Here is an 18,188-nt window from a genome sequence, read left to right as displayed (position 1 = left end):
ATTGCCAGGGGTTGTCGTGACGGCATTTGCGCGAACCGCCGATACGCGCGACACCCGATTGATACATTGCGCCGACACCGCGCAGTACCGCTTCATCGAGGATACGAGCCATGGTCGATCCGGATCTCCTCCGCAGTACCGCCGGCGTGCGCGCTCTCGTCCGCATCGCCGCGGAGCGGGGCATGACGGCCGCCGAGTGCCTGGCAGGCACGGCCCTGGCGCCCGCCGAGCTGGGCGACCCGTCCGCCACGGTCACCGTGCAGGACGAACTGCGGGTCACGCACACGGTGCTCGGCCGGTTCGGCGACGAGCCGGGGCTCGGTCTCGCGGCGGTTCGCCACGATCCGCGGTCGCGCGGGCCGTGGCGCCTCGCGCTGCTGGGCAGCCGGACACTGCGCGAGCTGATCGAGGTGGGGTCGCGCTACGTCGGTCGCACGGTGCCGTGCGGGCGACTGGCCGTCGAGGAAGCCGACGGCGAAGCGCGGCTGGTGTTCGAGGACACCGGCATCCCGCCCGGGATGAAGGCGTTCTTCGCCGAGGCGGCCTTGGCCGGGTTGCCCGCCTTCGATCGCGAATTGTTCGCCGTCGGCGTCCCGGTGCGGCGCGTCAGTTTCCGGCACGCGTGCCCGCACGACATGAAGCGATACCGCGAGGTCTTCGGCGTCGTGCCGGTTTTCGGCGCGCCGACCAGCGCGGTGGTCTTCGACCGCGGGTTACTGGACCGGCCGCTGCCACCGGCGAGCGCCGCCGCGCGGGACAACTGCGGGCAACTGTGCCGCGACGTGCTGGACCGGCGCCGCTCGCGCACCGGCGTCGCGGCGTCGGTGCGCGACCGGCTGGTCCGCACTCCGGGGGAGATCCCCGATCAGGCGACGGTCGCCCTCGGGCTGTTCATGAGTTCGCGCACGCTGTCGCGGCGGTTGCACGAGGAGGGCACCTCGTTCCGGGCGCTGCTGGACGAGGTGCGCCAGACCATGTCGGAGCTGCTGCTCGCGCATACCGATATGACCACAGAACAGGTCGCCGCGCGGCTGGGGTACGCGGAGGCCGCCTCCTTCATCCGGGCCTTTCGTCGCTGGCAGGGCTGTCCGCCGCAGACGTTCCGCTCGCAGGGGCGGCGCTCGTATCGGGCACCCGAGCCGGTCTGAGCGACGCACGCTGCTGTCGTGCCGACCGCCCGGCGCCGCGTGCCGTGCCCGGTGGACGCGGGCAGACCGTGGGCTATCGTGCTGCCGGGCAGCGGGCAGGTCGATCCGGCGCGGGAATCCCGGGCCCGAACGCTCCCGTACTATCGCGAGCGGAGTCGGCCTGCCGGGGAGATGAAGGAGGAGGGTGTGGAAGTTCGCACCAGCAACGAGCCACTGTGGTTACGGTTGGGCCAACGACTTCCGGAGCATGCCGCCGCGGCGTCGGCCGGGGGAGCCGTCCGATGAACGACGAAGGCGCCGACCTACGCTGCGCCGGATGCTCGGCTGTCGGACTCGACAGCGAGCGGTGCGCGTCCTGCGGTTCGGAACTCGGCTATCGATACGTAGCGCTGCCCGGTCCCGAGGCGACCTCGTGCGCCGATTGCGGGGGTGACCACTTCTACGCCGACGGACGCTGCGCGCGGTGTGGCCGGTCCGGGCCGGTGCGGGATCGCTTCGACACCGATCTCGGCGCGGTCGCTGTGCTCACCGATCGTGGCATCGTCCACGCGCGCAACGAGGACGCCGTCGCGGCCGGGGTGCTCCCGAACGTGATGGCGGAGGTTGATACGGCCGTCGTGATCGCGGTGAGCGACGGCGTGTCGACCTCGTCGCGGCCGCAGGTGGCTTCCGGGGCGGCGGTGCGGGCCGGTGTCGGCGCCACCGCCGCCGCGCTCGCCACCGGACAGCCTGCGGCCGAGGCGATCATGGCCGGGCTGGCGGCGGCGGCGCAGGCGGTGCGCGACGTGGACGTGCCCGACGGCCCGGCGCCCTCGTGCACCTACGTCTCCGCCGTCCTCGCCCACCGCGGCGCGGAAACCGAGATCACCGTGGCCAATGTCGGCGACAGCCGTGCCTACTGGCTGCCATCGACCCAGGGCGACGAGCGAGCCGAGCGCTTGACCGTCGACGACTCGTGGGCGCAGGCGCTGGTCGAGGCGGGCGCGATGGACGAGCGCGCCGCGATGGCCGATCCGCGGGCGCATACGCTGATCCGCTGGCTCGGGGCCGACAGCCCGCCGAAGCCGTGGGCGGACAACTGCGTACGGACGGTGCGCGTCTCGGGCCCCGGCGTGCTGCTGCTGTGCTCCGACGGACTGTGGAACTACTCGCCATCGCCGTCCGCGCTGGCCGGGCAGGTGGCGGGGAAGCCGCCCGCGGAGGCGGCCCGCGCGCTCGCGGAGTTCGCGCTGCGGTGCGGCGGCGGCGACAACATCACGGTCGCGCTCGCGCCCGTTCCCGGGGAGAGCCCTTCGGTTCCATAGACAGCGGTGTTCATGGTTGCGTATGGTCGTCGACTATGACGAAGTTCGCCGGCAAAACCTGTCTGATCACCGGCGCGGCCAGCGGTCTCGGCCGCAGCACGGCGCTCGCGGCGGCGGCCGAAGGCGCTTCGCTCGTGCTGACCGACATCGCCGCCGACGGCCTGGCGCGGACCGCGGCCGACGCACGCGCCGCAGGCGCGACCGTCCACCTCGCCGAGGCGGCCGATGTCAGCGACTACGAGGAGGTCGTCGCGCTGGCGGCGAAGGTGCACGAGGTGGTCGGCAGCGTCGACATCGTCATGAACGTGGCCGGAATCGCGACCTGGGGGACCGTCGACCGGCTGACCCACGAGCAGTGGCGGCGCACCATCGACATCGACCTCATGGGCCCGATCCACGTGATCGAAGCGTTCGTTCCCGCGATGATCGCGGCCGGACGCGGCGGTCACGTGGTCAACGTGTCCTCGGCGGCCGGGCTGTTCGGCCTGCCGTGGCATGCGCCGTACAGCGCGGGCAAGTTCGGCCTGCGCGGGGTGTCGGAGGTGCTGCGTTTCGATCTGGCGCGCCACCGCATCGGTGTGAGCCTGGTGTGTCCCGGCGCCATGGCCACCCCCATGGTCGACAGCGTCGACATCGCGGGGGTCGATCGGACGGCCGAGGCGGTGCAGCGGGGCATGGCGCTGTTCATGCGGCACGCGGTCACTCCCGAGGCGGCGGCGCGGTCCATCGTGCGCGGTGTCCAGCGCAACCGCTATCTCGTGTTCACCTCGCCGGACATCCGGGTGGGTTTCTGGGCGCAGCGGTATTTCCCGCCCGCGTACAACGTCGCGATGCGCGGACTGAACTGGGCGATGAACCGCTACGTCGCGCAGCGGGCCGACGCTCCCGCGAACTGAGCGCGGCGGGGCCGCGGCAACCGGCCGTGCGGCGGGCCGCGATGATCGTTGTCATGGCATCGGCTGTCTATCTGATCACCGGCATCCAGGCCGCGGGCAAATCCACCGTCGCGCAAGCGCTGGCCGAACGGCTGCCGCGCTCGGCGCACGTGCGCGGGGACGTCTTCCGGCGGTTCGTCGTGAACGGGCGCGCGGAGATGAGCGCGGACCCCTCGCCGGAGGCGCTGGCCCAGCTGCGGCTACGGCACACCCTGGCCGCCGCGACGGCCGACGCCTACGCCGATGCCGGGTTCACAGCGGTGCTGCAAGATGTCGTCTTGGGCGAATTCCTGCCCTGGACCGCGGAGCTGATCGTCACGCGACCGCTGTACGTCGTAGTGCTGGCGCCGCGCCCCGACGTGGTCCTTGCGCGAGAGGCCGGACGCGCGAAAGACGCCTACGACGCATTCACCGTCGCGGGATTGGACCGAGTGCTGCGCGAGGACACCCCCCGGATCGGGCTCTGGCTGGACACGTCGGATCTGACGGTCGAGCAGACGGTCGATCGCATCCTCGCCGATGCCACGCCGCTGGCGGACTGAGCAGCCCGTCCGCCCCTCACCTGCTGTCGCGCGGCACGTGCAGGGGAGTCAGCGAGCTGGTGGCCGGGCCCTCGAGCAGGGTGCCGTCGGCGGCGAAGCGTGAGCCGTGCAGTGGGCAGTCCCAGGTGCGCTCGGCGTCGTTCCAATCGAGGATGCCGTACAGGTGCGGGCACACCGCCGAGACCCGGTTGGTGACGCCGTCGACCGTGCACACCGCCGTCGGGTGCAAGCCCTCGCGCAGTACGGTGCCGCAGCCTTCGGCCGGAGCGGCGCCGTCGTGGCGGGTCGCGACCCGCAGCCAGCCCGCGGAGAGTTTCTGCGCCACGGCGCCGTTGATCTTCGTCGCCGCGGGCAGCGCCTTGAACTCGTCCGGACGCCAGCTCGCCAGCGCGCCCGCCCATCGGGGCGTCGCTCCGGTGAGGCGTCCGGCCAGCGCGATCGCCGCGGCGACCCCGTTGGTCAAGCCCCACTTGGCGTAGCCGGTGGCCAGCTGGATGTCGTTCTGCCCCGGCAGCAGCGGACCGACATAGGGAAGCTCCCCGACGGGGGAGTAGTCCTGAGCCGACCAGCGGTGCGTCAGCTCGGCGCCGGGGAACCAGGTGTGAGCCCAGTTCACCAGATCCTCCACCTTCTCCCGGGTCGAACCGCCGCGGCCGACGACGTGACCGTTGCCGCCCACCAGCAGCAACTCGCCGTCCGGTCCCTGGGCGCGACGCAGGGAACGAGTCGGGCTGCCCGCGCTGATGTACATATCGCGCGGAGCCGGGCGGTCCAAGCGGAAGGCCGTCAGGTAGGAGCGTTGCGGCGTGAGGCGGGCGAAGAATCCGCCGCGATCGAGGATCGGTGTCCCGGTGGCCAACACCACCCGGCGCGCACCGAGATCGCCGTGCTCGGTCGCGACGACGAGTTCACCGCCGCCGCCGTGATGTACGCCGCGCACGAGGGTGGATTCGTAGATCGGAGCGCCGTGCGACTCCACGTCGGCCGCGAGCGCGGCCAGCAGCGCCATCGGATCGAGCTGGGCCTGATCGGCCAGGCGCACCGCGCCGCGCACCGGGAAAGGGGCGTCCACCTCGCGGAGCAGTTCGGTGGGCAGGCCCGCCTTCTGTGTCGCGGCGTATTCGGCTCGTACGGCCGACAATTCGTCGTCGTCCTGTGCGTAGGTCAACGCCGCGGCCCGCTCGACGGTGACGCCGTGCGCCGCGCAGAACCGCAGAAGCCATTCCTGCCCTTCGCGATTGGCCGCCACGTAGTCGCGCAGGACGTCGTCGGAGTGGTGCCGGGCGATCTGCTGAGCGCGCGTCCCCTGCAGCAGGCTGACTTTGCCGGTGGTCGCGCCGGTGGTGCCCGCACCGACGCGCCTTCCTTCGACCACGGCCACCTCGACGCCGTTCTCGGCCAGCAGCAGTGCGGTCACCAGTCCGGTGAGCCCGCCGCCGATCACCACCGTGTCGAAGCGCGATCCCGGCGTCAACCGCAACCGCGCCGGAACTTGCGCGCCGTGCAACCATAGGGACGTCATATGCCCGAGATAGCCGGTCTCGACGGGGTGAAACGCCCGTGCGGCGTCCTTCTCACACTCGCACGTGGTTGCTGAGTTGCCGATCGGCGGCGGCGAGCACTTCGGCGGCGCTGATCATCGCCAGCCCGGGCGCGGGCGTGTCCGACCGCGGGTCGCCGGGGTGTCCGGCCCACAGGGCGACATGGGCCGCCCGTTCCGCGGGCGGTCCCCAGACCGCGGGGGAATCGGGGCCGAAGATCAGCACCGACGGCGTGCCGAACGCCGTGGCCAGATGCCCGACGCCGGTGTCGCCGCTGAGCACCAAGGACGCGTCGGCCACCGTCACGGCGAGTTGGCGCAGCGTGAGTTCGCCTGCCAGCACATCGTTCTCGGAGAGACCGGCCTGTTCGGCGACGCTGCGCGCGAGCGGACGGTCCGCGGCGCTGCCCACGATCCGCACCGGCGCTCCCCACTCGCGCAAGCCCGCGGCCACCGCCGCGAAGCGGTCGGCCGGCCAGCGCCGAGCCGGCGCCCCGCCCGGGTAGACGACGATGGAGCGGCGCTCGCCGGTGCACTCCGGCGGCGGTGTGATGTCCAGTCGAGCCGGGTCGGCCGGGATGCCCGCCCATTCCAGCAGCCTGCACCACCGCACCGTGTCGGGCAGGCCGGGCTCCAACAGCGGGCCGGGTACACGGGGAAAGTCCTTGTGGCGGTGCGTGATGATGCTTTCCGGGTCGGTCGCGAGCAGCGCGCGCATGCTCTCGGCTCCGGCGTCGTGCAGATTGACGGCGAAGGCAGGCGCGGGGGCGTTCCAGCGCAACCCGCCCGCCATCGGCGTCGCGTGCAACTCGTCGGCGCACGCGGCCAGTTCCACGACCGGGCGCAGCCATCCCGGCGCGGCCAGGACCAGCCGGTGCCGCGGACGCGCGTCGCGCAGCGCACGCAGTGCGGGGACCGCGGTCAGCAGTTCCCGCAACCCGTGCGCCCGCAGCGCGAGCAAGACCGTCATTTCGGCACGAAGATGCCGGTGAGGTCGGCCTTGCGGATCGGGGTGTCCGGGTTGGCCTGCGCCGCGCACATCAGCTTGATCGCCGCGATCGCGGCGTCGACGGTCCTGGCGTCGGGCGTCTCGTTGCCCTCGCGCTCCTCTTCCAGGAACTTCTCGGTGGTGATGCGCTGTTTGTCGGAGTCCTGGGCGACGTATTCGTTGCACGGCGTGTCGCCGCCCTTGTTCACGATCTTCTCCGGCTCGTCGCCGCAGCCTGCCGCGCACACCGCCAGCGCGGCCAGCACGGCGACGCCCACCCGGCGCGCGGCGCTCATCGGCCGAACCCCGCCAGTGCCGACGACAGGTCCGGCACGCCGAGCGCCTGCAGCGCCTGTTCGCGCACCTCGGGGCAGGTCTGGGTGGTGATGGTGTCGATCGTGCCTCGATCGGTGACGACCACGTCGTTGAGCCCGCCGTTACGGGCCGCCCAGTTGTGCACCGTGCCGTTGAACGTCACTTTGGCCACCGTGGCGCCTTGGCCGCGCCAGGTGTCGATGTCGGCACCCATCATGTCGCACAGTTGCTTCGCCGCTTCCGCGGTGATCTGGTCGGTGTTCGGCACCTGGCGGCTACTCGGCGCGGGCATGGTGATCGAAACGGTCGCGGGTGCGGGCGTGTCCGCCGCCGAATCGCCGTCGTCGACCGAACAGGCGGTGAGCGCCGCGCCCGCGGCCAAGGCGCAGGCGAGCAGGGTGAAGCGACCCAAGGGCCGGTTGGGCTGGTTTCTCATCTTTTCTTTCTCCTGGAGTGCGAAGGCGCGTTCCCGGCGGGCGGATGTGAGCGCTCGATCAGTGACCGGCGGCGTCTCGCAGCCGCTTGCCTTCCCGTGCCTTGACCCGGCGGTGCTCGGCGACGATCACCGAGACGCCCGCGATGATGCAGACGCCGCAGACGATCCCCGCCACCACCGCCCACCCCTCGAACCCGTACCCGGCTGCGGTGAGCGTCAGCGCCATGGCCACGAGCCCGACGGCGACCAGGATGATGCCCGGCCAGTTGCGGGCGTCCTCGATGGATTCTCCGGCATGTGTCCGAATGGTGCGGGTGTCGTCCGGGAACCCGTGGGTCCGGGGCGTGTGCTGCTCTCCGGGGCCGGATCCCGCGGTCGGCTCGTTCGGTGCTGGCAGCATCGGATGTCCTTTCTGCTGAGCGGCAACGATTTCGGTGCGCGGGCAGCCCGTGGCCCGCGGTGTTCGACGCGGGCCGTCCTGGGCGGCCGTACCGGTCGAATGCCCGCGTTATGGCGTCCGAAACGGGGGTAGCACCTCAGCGAGCGGCCCCGTTCCCGGCCGCTCGTACCCGCGAGAAGTTCCAGGAGGATCCCGATGACAACAGCACGGGAGATCATGACCCCGAACGTGGAGTGCGTTCGCTCCAGCGACACGGTGGTCGCGGCCGCGCAGCGCATGGCGGAGTTGAACGTCGGCGCTCTGCCCATCTGCGGTGAGGACGACAAGCTGAAAGGAATGCTCACCGATCGCGACATCGTCGTGAAAGTGATCGCCCAGCGTAAGGACCCGCTCGGCGTCGACGCGGGCGAACTCGGGGGCGAATTGGTCACCGTCGAAGCCGATGACGACGTACGCAAGGTGATGTCGGTGATGTCGCAGCATCAGGTGCGCCGGGTGCCGGTGCTGGAGAACGGCAGGCTGGTCGGCATCATCGCGCAGGCCGACGTCGCCACCACCGTCGAGAACGCCCAGTCGGGCAGCACGGTGGAAGCGATCTCGACCGACTTCTGAGTCCGGCGGCACTCACACCGCGGCCGGGTGCATGTCGTAGACCGCGTAGGCCGCTCGGATCACCGGCTGGGCGACATTGCGCACCCGGATGCCGCCCGGGGTGGTGCCGCGCTCGGTGCCCGCGTGCGCGTGACCGTGCAACGCCAGGTCGGCGCCGTGCGCATCGATCGCCTCGCCGAGCAGGTAGGAGCCGAGGAAGGGATAGATCTCCCTCGGCTCGCCGTGCAGGGTGTCGCTGATCGGGGAGTAGTGCGTGAGCGCGACGGTGACATCGGTCTTCAGATCGGCCAGCGCGTCGCCGAGCGCGGCGGCCACGTCCACGGTGTGTCCGGCGAATTCGCGCATCAGGGGTTCACCGAAGACGCTCGCGCATTTGCCCGCGAAGCCGCCGCCGAACCCTTTCGCGCCCGCCACCCCGAGCGTGCTCCCGTCGACGTTCAGCGTCACGGAGGTGCCCTCCAGCACCGTGATGCCGTGGTCGGCCAGCACGGCGCTGATCTCCTGGTCGGCGTCGCCGTGATAGTCGTGGTTACCGAGAACGGCGACGACCGGCACCCCCAGCTCGGCGAACTCCTCCGCGACGACCCGGCCCTCCTCGACGGCGCCGTGGCGGGTCAGGTCGCCCGCCAGCAGCAGCACATCCGCCCGCTCGGACAGTCCCTCCAGCGCGGGCCGCCACTGGCCGCGCGAGTCCGCGCCGAGATGTACGTCACCGACGGCGGCTATCCGCATGCGGCTCAACTCCTTTCGGATACGTCGGGCTCCAGCGTCTCGGTCTCGACGGGTGCCGTGGGTCGGGTGACATGGACGTCGTTGTGGACGCGCGCGTGCGGAAGCTGCTCGCGGACGACGGTTTCCATCTGCTGCTTGCAGTTCTCGCTGCTCACCTCGCCGCACAGCACCACGACGTCGCCGCGAATGGTCACCTGCACACCGAGTTCGGCAGTGCGGGGATCCTCGGCCAGCGCCCGGCGCAAGCGTGCGACCAGGTATTGCGGCTGCTCCATCTACTCCACCTTTCCGGTGCGGGTGATGCCGAGATCGTCGAGCAGGCCCATGAACGCCCGCGCGTAGGGCGAGGCCTTGGTCTGTTCGCGCACCACCTCCCAGTCGACCTGTTCGCGCAGGTCGCGCGCGATGTGCAGGATCGGGCTGAGATCCAGGCGGTGCGCGTCGAAGACGAGCATCTTGTCGATCATCAGGTCGGTGCCGCTGATCACCGGGGCCTTCGCCGGTCCGATCCGCATCTCGGTGGCCCGCTCCAGCAGTTCGTCGGTCACCTCGCGATCGTTCGGGCGGTGGATGACATCGACCAGCACGTCGTCGGCGTAGACCTTGCGCAACCAGTTCTCCGGCGGGTCGCACACCCGCAGGCCCGCACGAGCCAGCGCGTTGATCGCGCGGGCGCTGTCGGCGGGTTTGACGAAGATGTCGACGTCGTGCTGGGAGGCCGGGCCGCCACGGGCGTAGACCGCGCAGCCGCCCGCCACCGCGAATCGGATATCTGTCGCCGCCAGCGCGTTCACCGTGCGGGTGAGCGCATGCAGCAGCTGATCGGTGGTAACGGCCATGCAGCGGTGGTACCCGGCGGACACCGGGTTAATCGACGTTTCACCGGGTATGCGTCCGGATATCCGGAGGGCCCGGCGTGGCCCCGCCCCGGGTTTCCGGACCACTTCGGACCGATCTCGCGAGCAGGGAAGGGAGCGACACATGCCCAAGACGACAGCGCGCGGCGAGGTGAAGAAGTCCGAGTTGCCGAGCACGCTGGAACGGTCGGAGGAGAAGGCGCAGCGCACCTTCGCCGAGGCGCACGACGCGGCGCTGGAGCAATACGACGGCAACGAACAGCGCGCCCACCGTGTCGCCTACGCCGCGCTGAAACACAGCTACGAGAAAGTCGGCGACCACTGGGAGCCCAAAGCGCGCCGCGGTCCGTCGGATGAACGCGCAAGCCAGCACGGGCCGGGCGCGCGGGGCGAGACCGCCGAAGGCGTCGACGCCAACGCGTCGAAGGAGCACCTGCTGGACATCGCCCGGCGATTGGAGGTCACCGGGCGCTCGCGGATGACCAAGGGCGAACTCGTCGAGGCGATCAAGAAGCGCAATCGCCAGGAGGCCGCGCGTGCCCGGAAGTGAGGACGACGGCTGGGCCCGCCGTGCGCGCGGTGAGACCGAGCTGGAACGACTGGACCGGAACTGGGGGAGCCTGGTCCAGGAGTTGCGCGTGGTGCAGACGGGCGTGCAATTCCTGTTCGGCGCGCTGCTGGTCCTGCCGTTTCAGGCGTCGTTCGGCACGCTGACACCGGGCATGCGAGCGCTGTATCTGGCGACGTTGGCCGCTGTGCTCGGCGCCACCGTGTTCCTGATCGCGCCGGTGTCCTGGCACCGGATCCTGTTCCGCAGGCACCGGCTCGGCAATGTCGTCGCGGCGGCCCACCGCTGCGCGATGGCGGGCGTCGCCCTGCTCGGTCTCGCGCTGATCGGTGCGGTGATCCTCGTGGTCGACTACGTGACCGGCGTGGCCGCGGCGATCGTGACCGGTGTCGCCGCCGTCGCGCTGTTCGTGTCCACCTGGCTGATCGCGCCGTGGCGCTGGCGCAGCGCGTCCGAGGACGTCCGCGCCGAGCACTACTGAGCCGGCGCTACCGGGTCACCGGGCCCACGAGACGACCTCGCCCGCGTGCGCGGGAGCGCCGCGGTGATAGGCGCTGAGCGTCTCGACCGCGACCCGATCCCAGGAACTGCGGCTGGCGGCGCGCTGATAACCTGCGGCGCCCCAGGTTTCGCGCAACGTCGAGTCCGCCAGCAGCGGGCGCACCGCCCGCACGATGGCGTCGGGTTCGGGCGGAGCGACGAATCGTCCCGTGACGCCGTCGACCACGGTGTCCAGCAGACCGCCGACGGCCGTGGCGACCACCGGCTTCCCGCAGGCCATCGCCTCCAGCGCCACCCGGCCGAACGGCTCGTACCAGGGCGTGCAGACCACGACGTCGGCGGAGCGGTACAGCCGGGGCAGCATCGGCCGCGACACCGGGCCGGCCAACCGGAGCCGTTCCCGCACACCGTGTTCCGACGCGATCCGGCGCAGCCTGCGGCCTTCGGCGTCGTCCTCGTCGTCGGCGGCCGGACCGCCGACGATCACCAGCTCGGTGTCCGGCAGCTGCGGCAGCGCCCGGATCACGGGGTCGAATCCGCTGCGGCGCACCAGCTCTCCGGCCGCCAGCAACCGGTGCGTGGCGTGCCGATCGGCGGCGGTGCCCTCCGGGGTGAACGTCGTGAGATCGACCCCGTGCGGCACGATCGAGGTCCGGAAACGCGGCACGCCCATCCTGGCCAGCTCCGCGACCTCGTCGGAGCAGGTCGCCACCACGTGCGCCGCCCGCGTCGCGATGAGCCGCTCGAACCTGATCCGCGAGCGCGGACTCGGGTCGGCGAGACCCTCGCAACGCCGCTGCACGGTGCCGAGCCCGTGGAAGGTCAGCACCACCGGGATGCCGTGCGCGCGGGAGGCGAGCTCGGCGGCGAGCCCGGACTTCCAGTAGTGCGCGTGCGCGATGTCCGGACGTTCGGTGCTCCAGTGCCGCCGCAGCACCGTGCCGAAGTCGCCGAGGTAGGGCAGCGTGCGGTCGCTCGGCAGGGGAGTCGGCGGTCCGGCCGGGACGTGGACGACGCGATAGCCGCCGTCGGCCAGCAGCTCGGCGGGGGCGCGCGGACTGATGCGCCGGGTGTAGACCGTCACGTCGTGGCCGCGGCGGACGTACGCCGCCGACAATTCCGCTACATAGGCGCCGCGGCCGCCCCCGTCCGCGGGGCTGCCCTCGGCGAGCGGGCTGGCGTCTTCGGAAACCATGGCAATCTTCACCGGGTGCTCCGTTCTCTCGTCGCGGGCAGCATCCGGACGCGCGAGTACGCGCGGTTGCCCTACGACCGGCATCGCGTGACGTTCGGGAATATGTTCGGGATATGCCCGCAGGCCGCCCGATGAAACCCCACGTCAGCGGTCAGATATCGGGCCGAACGGTCGGTTCGTCCCGGTCGCGGGCCCTTCGGCGGCGGGTCACGTTCTCCTACCGAACGCTGTCGGGAACGGGTCGGTCGTGCCACACTGTAGGGAGGTTGAGATCACAGCCGACCCCGGTTCGACGCATTCGGCGCAGCCGGTCGATGGGACGGCACGGCAACCGGTTCGCGCTCGCGCCGCCCTTCCCCGGCCGTCGCGGAGGACTGGATACCCCCTACACGGGAGGTTCGACTTGTCTGCCATTTCTCTGCTACGGGACCACGCCGACGGCGTGCATCTCAATGGTTCGGGACCGGGACGTCGTCGGGACAACCGGTTGTGGGCACAGCGGGTGGACCGCCGTCGCGAATGTGTGGTGGTCCGGGTCGAAGGCGAGTTGGACGCCGCCGTGTCGGCCGAATTCTTCGAGACGGTCGAGCGTGCGTTGCAGTCACCGTGCGATGCGGTCGTGATCGATCTGCGCGGGGCGAGATTCCTGAGTCTGCGCGCGGCCGTGCGCCTCGGCGCGCTGCGCGGCGAGGGGTTGGGTCGTCCGGATCTGCGGATCGTCGCGGGCGGGCCGGGAGTGGAGCGGGCACTGGAAGTGACCGGCGTACGGTCGCAGTTCCCCCGCTACCCGTCCATGCGCACAGCGTTGGACGCCTGAGCCGAAGGCCGCCCACACGAAGCCGTGCTCGCCGGTGTGACTGACCCGTGCCGATCCGGTCACACCGGGCGCACCGGCATCGGATACTTCAGCAGTGAGTGAGAGCAGGTCGGTCCAGCCCGAGAACGCCTTCGCGCTGGACCGGGTGATCGGTACCGGGACGCCGCAGAGTGTCGGCATTTTTCGTTTCTGGTTCGCCGGCCAGCGGTGGGAATGGTCGGACGAAGTCGCATCGATGCACGGTTACGCGCCCGGGGCGGTCACCCCGACGACGGAGTTGTTGCTCGAGCACAAACACCCCGACGATCGCGAAGCGGTGGCCAGCGCCTTGGCGCGGTCGATCGCCGACGCGGAACCGTTCTCCAGTCGCCACCGCATCATCGATACCGCAGGCGCCGTGCACCACGTGATCCTGGTCGCCGACCGGATGATCGATGACACCGGGCTGGTGGTTGGCACCTCCGGCTACTACATCGACGTCACCGACACCCTCGCCGAGCACCGGCAGGAAACGCTGGACGACGCCCTGCCCGAGCTGTACGCGGCCCGCGCGGTGATCGAGCAGGCGAAGGGCGCGCTCATGCTGATCTATGGCGTCGGCCCCGAACAGGCGTTCCGGGTACTGAGCTGGCGATCGCAGGAAACCAACGTCAAACTGCGTGAATTGGCCGCGCGGCTGGTCGCCGATCTCCCCGGGCTGGCCGGCGTGACGGCAGGGCTGCGAACCGAATTCGATCATCTGCTGCTCACCGCTCACGAGCGCATCGACGACGCCTGACCGGCGTTTCGATCCCAGCGCGGCGGGTACGCCCCCGAACGAGGAACGTGGCGATATTTCCGCTCCACAGTCCGTGGCGCCAGGGTGTGCGGTACGCAGGCCACAGTGGAGTGGCTGTGAGGACAAGGTGGTGATGGGCCAATGGGGGAGTCGACTTCCCGATCCTCGACGGACACGACGACAGTCGGTGTGCGGGTGCCCGCCCGGCTGGAACAGCTGACCATGCTGCGCGCGCTCGCCGAGACGGTCGCCCTCATCGCGGACTTCGCCTTGGACGAGGTGACCGACATCCGGCTCGCGCTGGACGAGGTGGCGACCTCGCTCATCATCGACGCCGCCCCCGGCTCGACGATCGACTGCGAGTTCAGCTACGACGACGGCAAGATGTTCGTGCACGTCTCGTCGGTGGCGGTCACCGAGTCGGTGCTCGGGCACGCCGGGCTCGGCTGGCACATCGTGCGCACGCTGACCGACTCGATCGCGGCCGCGCAGGGCTCCTACGACAGCGTGCTCGGCGGGTATCCGACGGTGATCGACTTCAGCTGGGTGCGAGGTGCCCCGAATGGCGGGTGAACCGAGGTCGCGCGGGGACACCTACGACAACATCGAGCCGCTGTTCGAGAAGATCGCCGCGCTGGACCCCGGCGATGCGCGCCGCGAGCCGTTGCGTCGGGAACTGATCGAACGATGCCTGCCGCTGGCCGAGCACATCGCGCGCAAGTTCGCCGGCCGCGGCGAGAACTTCGACGACCTGCTGCAGGTCGCCCGCCTCGGGCTGGTGCAGGCAGCCGACCGTTTCGACGTCACGCGCGGGTCGTCGTTCCTGTCCTTCGCCGTGCCGACGATCATGGGCGAGGTCCGGCGGCACTTCCGGGACAATACCTGGGCCGTGCGGGTGCCGCGCCGCACGAAGGAGATCCAGCTGAGCATCGGTCCGACCGTCGAGGCGCTGTCGCAGCGACTGGGCCGGATGCCGCGCGCCAGGGAGATCGCGGCGGAGCTGGACGTCGACCTGGTGGAGGTGACTCAAGCGCTGATCGCGGGCAACGCCTACCAGTCCTCGTCCATCGACGCGGCCACCGGCGAGGACGCCGAGAGCGCCGCGCAGCCGCTCCTGGACAGCCTCGGCGCCGAGGAGCCCTCCTATCACCTGGTCGAGGACGTGATGGCGGTCGGGCCGCTGCTCGGCGAGCTTCCCGAACGCGAGCGTCAGGTGCTGACCATGCGATTCTTCGAGTCGCTGACCCAGAACCAGATCGCCGAGCGGCTCGGGGTCTCGCAGATGCACGTCTCGCGCATTCTTTCCCGGACCCTGACTTCGCTGCGCGAGCAGGCGCTGCGCGACTGAGCGCAGACCCGCTACACCGGATTCGGCGGAGCCGGGTCCGGTGACGGTCCCGGGAGACCGGGGTCCGGCGAGGGACGGCCGGGATCCGGCACCGGCGGGGTCGGCGTGGGGCCGGGGCCCGGCGGACGCGGCGCGGGACCGGGCACCGGCGGCAGCGGAGACGGATCGGGTTCCGGCGGAACGGGACTCGGCTCCGGAATGGGGTCGGGATCGGGAATCGGCGGCACGGGATCGGGTTCCGGGATCGGCGGGACGGGATCCGGCTCGGGCGTGGGCGGGACCGGTTGTGCCGCGCTGTCGGTGGACATGCGAACTCCTCCTCGTTCGGGTGACCGGCTCGCGCGAAGTCGGCGACCGCGCTCGACCAGCCGATCATCGGCCGGTTACCCACCGATCACGGGGCCAACCGGTCCGCGCCCGGCGCCGGTGCGGCCGACCAGTTTGCCGATCCTGGCCAACGGGTAGTCAGACAGGAGCCGGACAACAGATGCCGATGGCTCGAGGAGCTCGTCATGACCGACCAGCGCCGCCCAGGCACCCGGAATCCGCGGTTCGGACCGGGTGGGCCGGGGGCGTCGACGCAGTCCCGAGGGATCTCCGTCACCAGGAACCACGACGTCATCCGCCGCTGGGCCGCCCAGCGCGGAGCGCGGCCCGCGACGGTGCCGGGCAGCGAGCAGGACGGGCGGCTGGGGGTGTTGCGATTCGACTTTCCCGGCTACGGGGGCGCCGTGCTGCGCCGGGTGGGGTGGGACGAGTGGTTCGCCACGTTCGATGCCAGAAAACTGCGCTTCTGGTATGTGGAGCGCGATGCCGACGATCCGCCGAGCAACTTCAACCGTTTGGAGCCGCCGCGATAGCCGGTCGGGCGCTGGCGCGGCCGTGAGACCGGTCACGGCCGCGCGTTCGTGAACGGCGCAGCGGAAGCGATGTGACGCACGACATGATTGCCTTGCGAGTCCCGTTGCCGCGCCTGCGGTTAGCTCCGGTGCGGACCGTCAGGATCGGGCCTTCGAAATAGGCTGTTGGCGTGCGACTTTCACGATCGAAATCGTTCTCCGTGTAATGCGATGGCGCGCGGAAGACGAACTGCGCTGCCGCCCCGATGCTGCCGGAATCGGGCCGCCGTATAGCGTCGATGGAACGACCATGAGGCCCCGTCTCGGTCTGCCGGATGTTTACCGGCCGGGCTCAGGGGTACTCGTAGCCGAGCAAAGGTTGCTCGAAAAGCGGAAAGTCGCGTCGGTATGGGGATGCGGTTGTCCGCATCGTGACGCGCTTGCGCATGTCTGCAAGGGATAAGGTCTTGAGCGCAAACCTGATGATCGTGGAAGACGACGACCGGGTCCGTGGTGCGTTACGGCTCGCTATGGAAGACGAGGGATACGACGTCGACGAGGCGGAGGAAGCCGAGGACGCGCTCACTCATCTGCGCAGCAATGGTGTTCCCGATGTGATGATCGTCGATCTGATGCTCGGCGGCATGGACGGATTCGAATGTATCCGGGAGATCCGCCGCGACCATGACGTCCCGATCATCGTGGTCAGCGCTCGCGACGACACCCACGACGTGGTGGCCGCGCTGGAAGCGGGCGCCGACGATTTCGTGACCAAGCCGTTCGAGATCAAGGAGATCACCGCGCGCATGCGCGCCGTGCGCCGCCGCGCCCGGCTGACCGCCGAGCGGGAGACGCCACAAGAGATGGTGCTCGAGGCCGACGACACGGCGCCGCTGATCCTGGCCCGCGACAGCGGGGTGGTGCGCCGCGGCGACGAGGAGATCCGGCTCACGCTCACCGAGTTCCGGCTGCTGTGTGAGCTGGCCGAGACGCCAGGCCGTGTGCTCAGCCGGACGGTGTTGCTCGAACGGGTATGGGACCGTGGCTTTTTCGGCGACGAGCGCATCGTGGACGTGCACATGCGCCGCTTGCGCACGAAGATCGAGCGGGATCCGTCCGATCCGCGCGTCGTGGTGACGGTGCGTGGGCTCGGCTATCGCCTCGATGTGCGCCGCTGAGCGCTGTCCGGACGCCGAACGCTGGAATCCGAACGCCTGGAGCCTCCGCGCCAGGGTGACCGCCGCCTTCGCGACCATCGCCGCGCTGATGTCGCTGGTCCTGGTCGTTTCGGTCTTCGTGATCAGCCGCGGCTACCTGGAAGGGCAGCGAACGCACGCGGGTAGCGAGTCGCCGGGAGATCTCAACGCCGATCTGGATCTGCTGCGCAACGTGCTCATCTGCTGCGCCGTCGTGGTCACCTCGATCGGCGCCGCGGTCGGCTGGTGGGCGAGCAGGCGGGTGCTGACGCCGCTGCACCAGCTCGCGGGCACCGCGGCGCGAATCGCCTCCGGCGACCTCGACCAGCGGCTGCCCGCGACAGGGGACCAGGATCTGGCGATCACCGTCGAGTCGTTCAACACCATGGTCGACTCGCTGCAACGACGCATCGAGCGCGAACACCGGCTCTTCGGCGACGTCAGCCACGAGCTGCGCACGCCGCTGACCACCCTGATGGCCGGCGTCGGCGTGCTCAACCGGCACCGGGGCGATCTGCCGGAACGCTCGCAGCGGGCGCTGGGACTGGTCACCGCCGAGGTCGAGCACCTGCGCAAGCTGCTGGACGATCTGCTCGCCCTGGCGCGGGTGGAAGCGGGCATGCACCACGGTGACGCCGAGCCGCTGTCGGTGCGTGACCTGCTGGTCCACACCCTCGCCGACCGCCGCTATCCGGCCGAACTGCTCACGGTGCGTCAGGACGTCACCGTGCGCGGCCGCAAGGTGGAGTTGGAGCGCGCGGTGGCCAACCTGCTGCACAACGCCGACCGGCACGGCGGCGGCGTGGTCGCGGTCACCGTCGATCGCGACGGCACCGACGCGGTGCTCACCGTCGACGACGCGGGCCCCGGTGTGCCCGCCGCGGACCGCGAGCGCATCTTCGAACGATTCGCCACCGCCCGCAGCGGGCGCCGTTCACCGGACGGGACGGGGATCGGCTTGGCGCTGGTCGCCGAGACGGTCGCCACGCACGGTGGCCGGGTGCGCTGCACCGACCGTCCCGGCGGCGGCGCGCGATTCGTCGTGCGCCTGCCCCGGCTCGGCGACATCCATCCGTAATACGACCGTAAAGAACTCGACAGGTTCACCTCAAAGTGGCTTGGCGAGCCTGGATAAGT

Annotated in this window: 24 protein-coding genes; 14 read left to right on the top strand and 10 right to left on the bottom strand. The window is 70.6% G+C overall.

The features are described 5' to 3' along the window. The first annotated feature begins 110 nt into the window (after positions 1-110). From ACH49X_RS17605 to ACH49X_RS17590, 4 genes are all read left to right on the top strand, one after another. Complete coding sequence (locus ACH49X_RS17605) at positions 111-1,148, top strand: AraC family transcriptional regulator (protein ID WP_195079254.1); 1,038 nt, start codon at positions 111-113, stop codon at positions 1,146-1,148. Between the two features lie 281 nt (positions 1,149-1,429). Beyond that, the gene (locus ACH49X_RS17600; protein ID WP_195079255.1) at positions 1,430-2,452 is read left to right on the top strand and encodes a PP2C family serine/threonine-protein phosphatase; all 1,023 of its coding nucleotides are present in this window, start codon (positions 1,430-1,432) and stop codon (positions 2,450-2,452) included. Between the two features lie 35 nt (positions 2,453-2,487). Beyond that, entirely contained in the window at positions 2,488-3,348 is an 861-nt protein-coding gene (locus ACH49X_RS17595; RefSeq protein WP_357205630.1) for an SDR family oxidoreductase, read from the top strand. Positions 3,349-3,401: 53 nt separating this feature from the next. Continuing rightward, positions 3,402-3,929, top strand: a complete 528-nt coding sequence (locus tag ACH49X_RS17590; RefSeq protein WP_357205627.1) for an AAA family ATPase — start codon at positions 3,402-3,404, stop codon at positions 3,927-3,929. 16 nt (positions 3,930-3,945) lie between these two features. Here ACH49X_RS17590 and ACH49X_RS17585 read toward each other — a convergent pair whose 3' ends face one another. Genes ACH49X_RS17585 through ACH49X_RS17565 form a run of 5 tightly spaced genes read right to left on the bottom strand, consistent with a single transcriptional unit; the run spans position 3,946 to position 7,608 of the window. Beyond that, a complete protein-coding gene (locus ACH49X_RS17585) occupies positions 3,946-5,451 on the bottom strand; it encodes an FAD-dependent oxidoreductase (protein ID WP_357205624.1) in 1,506 nt (501 codons plus the stop codon). Between the two features lie 52 nt (positions 5,452-5,503). Continuing rightward, complete coding sequence (locus ACH49X_RS17580) at positions 5,504-6,439, bottom strand: glycosyltransferase family 9 protein (protein ID WP_357205621.1); 936 nt, start codon at positions 6,437-6,439, stop codon at positions 5,504-5,506. Further along, positions 6,436-6,753, bottom strand: a complete 318-nt coding sequence (locus ACH49X_RS17575) for a hypothetical protein (RefSeq protein WP_195079260.1) — start codon at positions 6,751-6,753, stop codon at positions 6,436-6,438. The genes ACH49X_RS17580 and ACH49X_RS17575 overlap by 4 nt, the downstream gene beginning before the upstream one ends. After that, positions 6,750-7,208: a hypothetical protein gene (locus tag ACH49X_RS17570; RefSeq protein ID WP_357102998.1), complete on the bottom strand. Its 459-nt coding sequence runs from the start codon at positions 7,206-7,208 to the stop codon at positions 6,750-6,752. The genes ACH49X_RS17575 and ACH49X_RS17570 overlap by 4 nt, the downstream gene beginning before the upstream one ends. A gap of 58 nt (positions 7,209-7,266) precedes the next feature. After that, complete coding sequence (locus ACH49X_RS17565; RefSeq protein WP_323124065.1) at positions 7,267-7,608, bottom strand: hypothetical protein; 342 nt, start codon at positions 7,606-7,608, stop codon at positions 7,267-7,269. Positions 7,609-7,803: 195 nt separating this feature from the next. On the opposite strand from ACH49X_RS17565, the gene ACH49X_RS17560 reads away from it, so the two are divergent. Next, positions 7,804-8,220 (top strand): CBS domain-containing protein, encoded by a 417-nt coding sequence (locus ACH49X_RS17560; RefSeq protein WP_195079262.1) that lies wholly within the window; start codon positions 7,804-7,806, stop codon positions 8,218-8,220. 12 nt (positions 8,221-8,232) lie between these two features. Here the strand turns inward: ACH49X_RS17560 and ACH49X_RS17555 are convergent, their stop codons facing one another. The 3 genes from ACH49X_RS17555 to ACH49X_RS17545 are packed head-to-tail and all read right to left on the bottom strand — an operon-like array spanning position 8,233 to position 9,791. Next, complete coding sequence (locus ACH49X_RS17555; RefSeq protein WP_195079263.1) at positions 8,233-8,952, bottom strand: metallophosphoesterase; 720 nt, start codon at positions 8,950-8,952, stop codon at positions 8,233-8,235. 5 nt (positions 8,953-8,957) lie between these two features. Beyond that, positions 8,958-9,227: a BON domain-containing protein gene (locus ACH49X_RS17550; RefSeq protein WP_323124064.1), complete on the bottom strand. Its 270-nt coding sequence runs from the start codon at positions 9,225-9,227 to the stop codon at positions 8,958-8,960. Beyond that, positions 9,228-9,791, bottom strand: coding sequence for a nucleotidyltransferase (locus ACH49X_RS17545; RefSeq protein WP_357205618.1), 564 nt, complete (start codon positions 9,789-9,791; stop codon positions 9,228-9,230). It abuts the gene before it with no gap. 142 nt (positions 9,792-9,933) lie between these two features. On the opposite strand from ACH49X_RS17545, the gene ACH49X_RS17540 reads away from it, so the two are divergent. Beyond that, positions 9,934-10,359: a ChaB family protein gene (locus tag ACH49X_RS17540; RefSeq protein ID WP_195079264.1), complete on the top strand. Its 426-nt coding sequence runs from the start codon at positions 9,934-9,936 to the stop codon at positions 10,357-10,359. Next, entirely contained in the window at positions 10,346-10,858 is a 513-nt protein-coding gene (locus ACH49X_RS17535) for a DUF6328 family protein (RefSeq protein WP_323124062.1), read from the top strand. Before ACH49X_RS17540 ends, ACH49X_RS17535 begins: the two co-directional genes overlap by 14 nt. Before the next feature lie 15 nt (positions 10,859-10,873). Here the strand turns inward: ACH49X_RS17535 and ACH49X_RS17530 are convergent, their stop codons facing one another. After that, on the bottom strand, positions 10,874-12,085 hold the full coding sequence (locus ACH49X_RS17530) for a glycosyltransferase (protein ID WP_357205615.1): 1,212 nt from the start codon (positions 12,083-12,085) through the stop codon (positions 10,874-10,876). Between the two features lie 391 nt (positions 12,086-12,476). Here ACH49X_RS17530 and ACH49X_RS17525 point away from each other — a divergent pair, with 391 nt between their 5' ends. The 4 genes from ACH49X_RS17525 (at position 12,477) to ACH49X_RS17510 (ending at position 15,016) form a co-directional block, all read left to right on the top strand. Then, the gene (locus ACH49X_RS17525) at positions 12,477-12,890 is read left to right on the top strand and encodes an STAS domain-containing protein (RefSeq protein ID WP_195079266.1); all 414 of its coding nucleotides are present in this window, start codon (positions 12,477-12,479) and stop codon (positions 12,888-12,890) included. A 94-nt stretch (positions 12,891-12,984) separates the two neighbouring features. After that, positions 12,985-13,668, top strand: a complete 684-nt coding sequence (locus ACH49X_RS17520) for a PAS and ANTAR domain-containing protein (RefSeq protein ID WP_195079267.1) — start codon at positions 12,985-12,987, stop codon at positions 13,666-13,668. Positions 13,669-13,809: 141 nt separating this feature from the next. Then, positions 13,810-14,241: an anti-sigma regulatory factor gene (locus tag ACH49X_RS17515; RefSeq protein ID WP_195079268.1), complete on the top strand. Its 432-nt coding sequence runs from the start codon at positions 13,810-13,812 to the stop codon at positions 14,239-14,241. Next, positions 14,231-15,016 carry an RNA polymerase sigma factor SigF gene (locus ACH49X_RS17510; RefSeq protein ID WP_195079269.1) on the top strand — a complete coding sequence of 262 codons (786 nt, stop codon included), beginning with the start codon at positions 14,231-14,233 and terminating at the stop codon, positions 15,014-15,016. Before ACH49X_RS17515 ends, ACH49X_RS17510 begins: the two co-directional genes overlap by 11 nt. A gap of 11 nt (positions 15,017-15,027) precedes the next feature. Here ACH49X_RS17510 and ACH49X_RS17505 read toward each other — a convergent pair whose 3' ends face one another. Further along, complete coding sequence (locus ACH49X_RS17505) at positions 15,028-15,324, bottom strand: hypothetical protein (protein ID WP_195079270.1); 297 nt, start codon at positions 15,322-15,324, stop codon at positions 15,028-15,030. A gap of 204 nt (positions 15,325-15,528) precedes the next feature. On the opposite strand from ACH49X_RS17505, the gene ACH49X_RS17500 reads away from it, so the two are divergent. The 3 genes from ACH49X_RS17500 (at position 15,529) to ACH49X_RS17490 (ending at position 18,129) form a co-directional block, all read left to right on the top strand. After that, positions 15,529-15,876, top strand: a complete 348-nt coding sequence (locus ACH49X_RS17500) for a hypothetical protein (protein ID WP_323124061.1) — start codon at positions 15,529-15,531, stop codon at positions 15,874-15,876. 446 nt (positions 15,877-16,322) lie between these two features. Further along, on the top strand, positions 16,323-17,033 hold the full coding sequence (locus ACH49X_RS17495; RefSeq protein WP_195079271.1) for a response regulator transcription factor: 711 nt from the start codon (positions 16,323-16,325) through the stop codon (positions 17,031-17,033). Next, the gene (locus tag ACH49X_RS17490) at positions 16,999-18,129 is read left to right on the top strand and encodes a HAMP domain-containing sensor histidine kinase (protein ID WP_323124060.1); all 1,131 of its coding nucleotides are present in this window, start codon (positions 16,999-17,001) and stop codon (positions 18,127-18,129) included. Before ACH49X_RS17495 ends, ACH49X_RS17490 begins: the two co-directional genes overlap by 35 nt. The last annotated feature ends 59 nt before the right edge of the window (positions 18,130-18,188 follow it).

The organism is Nocardia sp. NPDC019323 (genome assembly GCF_044389845.1).
Taxonomy (GTDB): Bacteria; Actinomycetota; Actinomycetes; order Mycobacteriales; family Mycobacteriaceae; genus Nocardia; species Nocardia implantans.
Note: the sequence above shows the minus strand (reverse complement) of the source record. Positions and strands in the feature narration are given on the sequence as shown.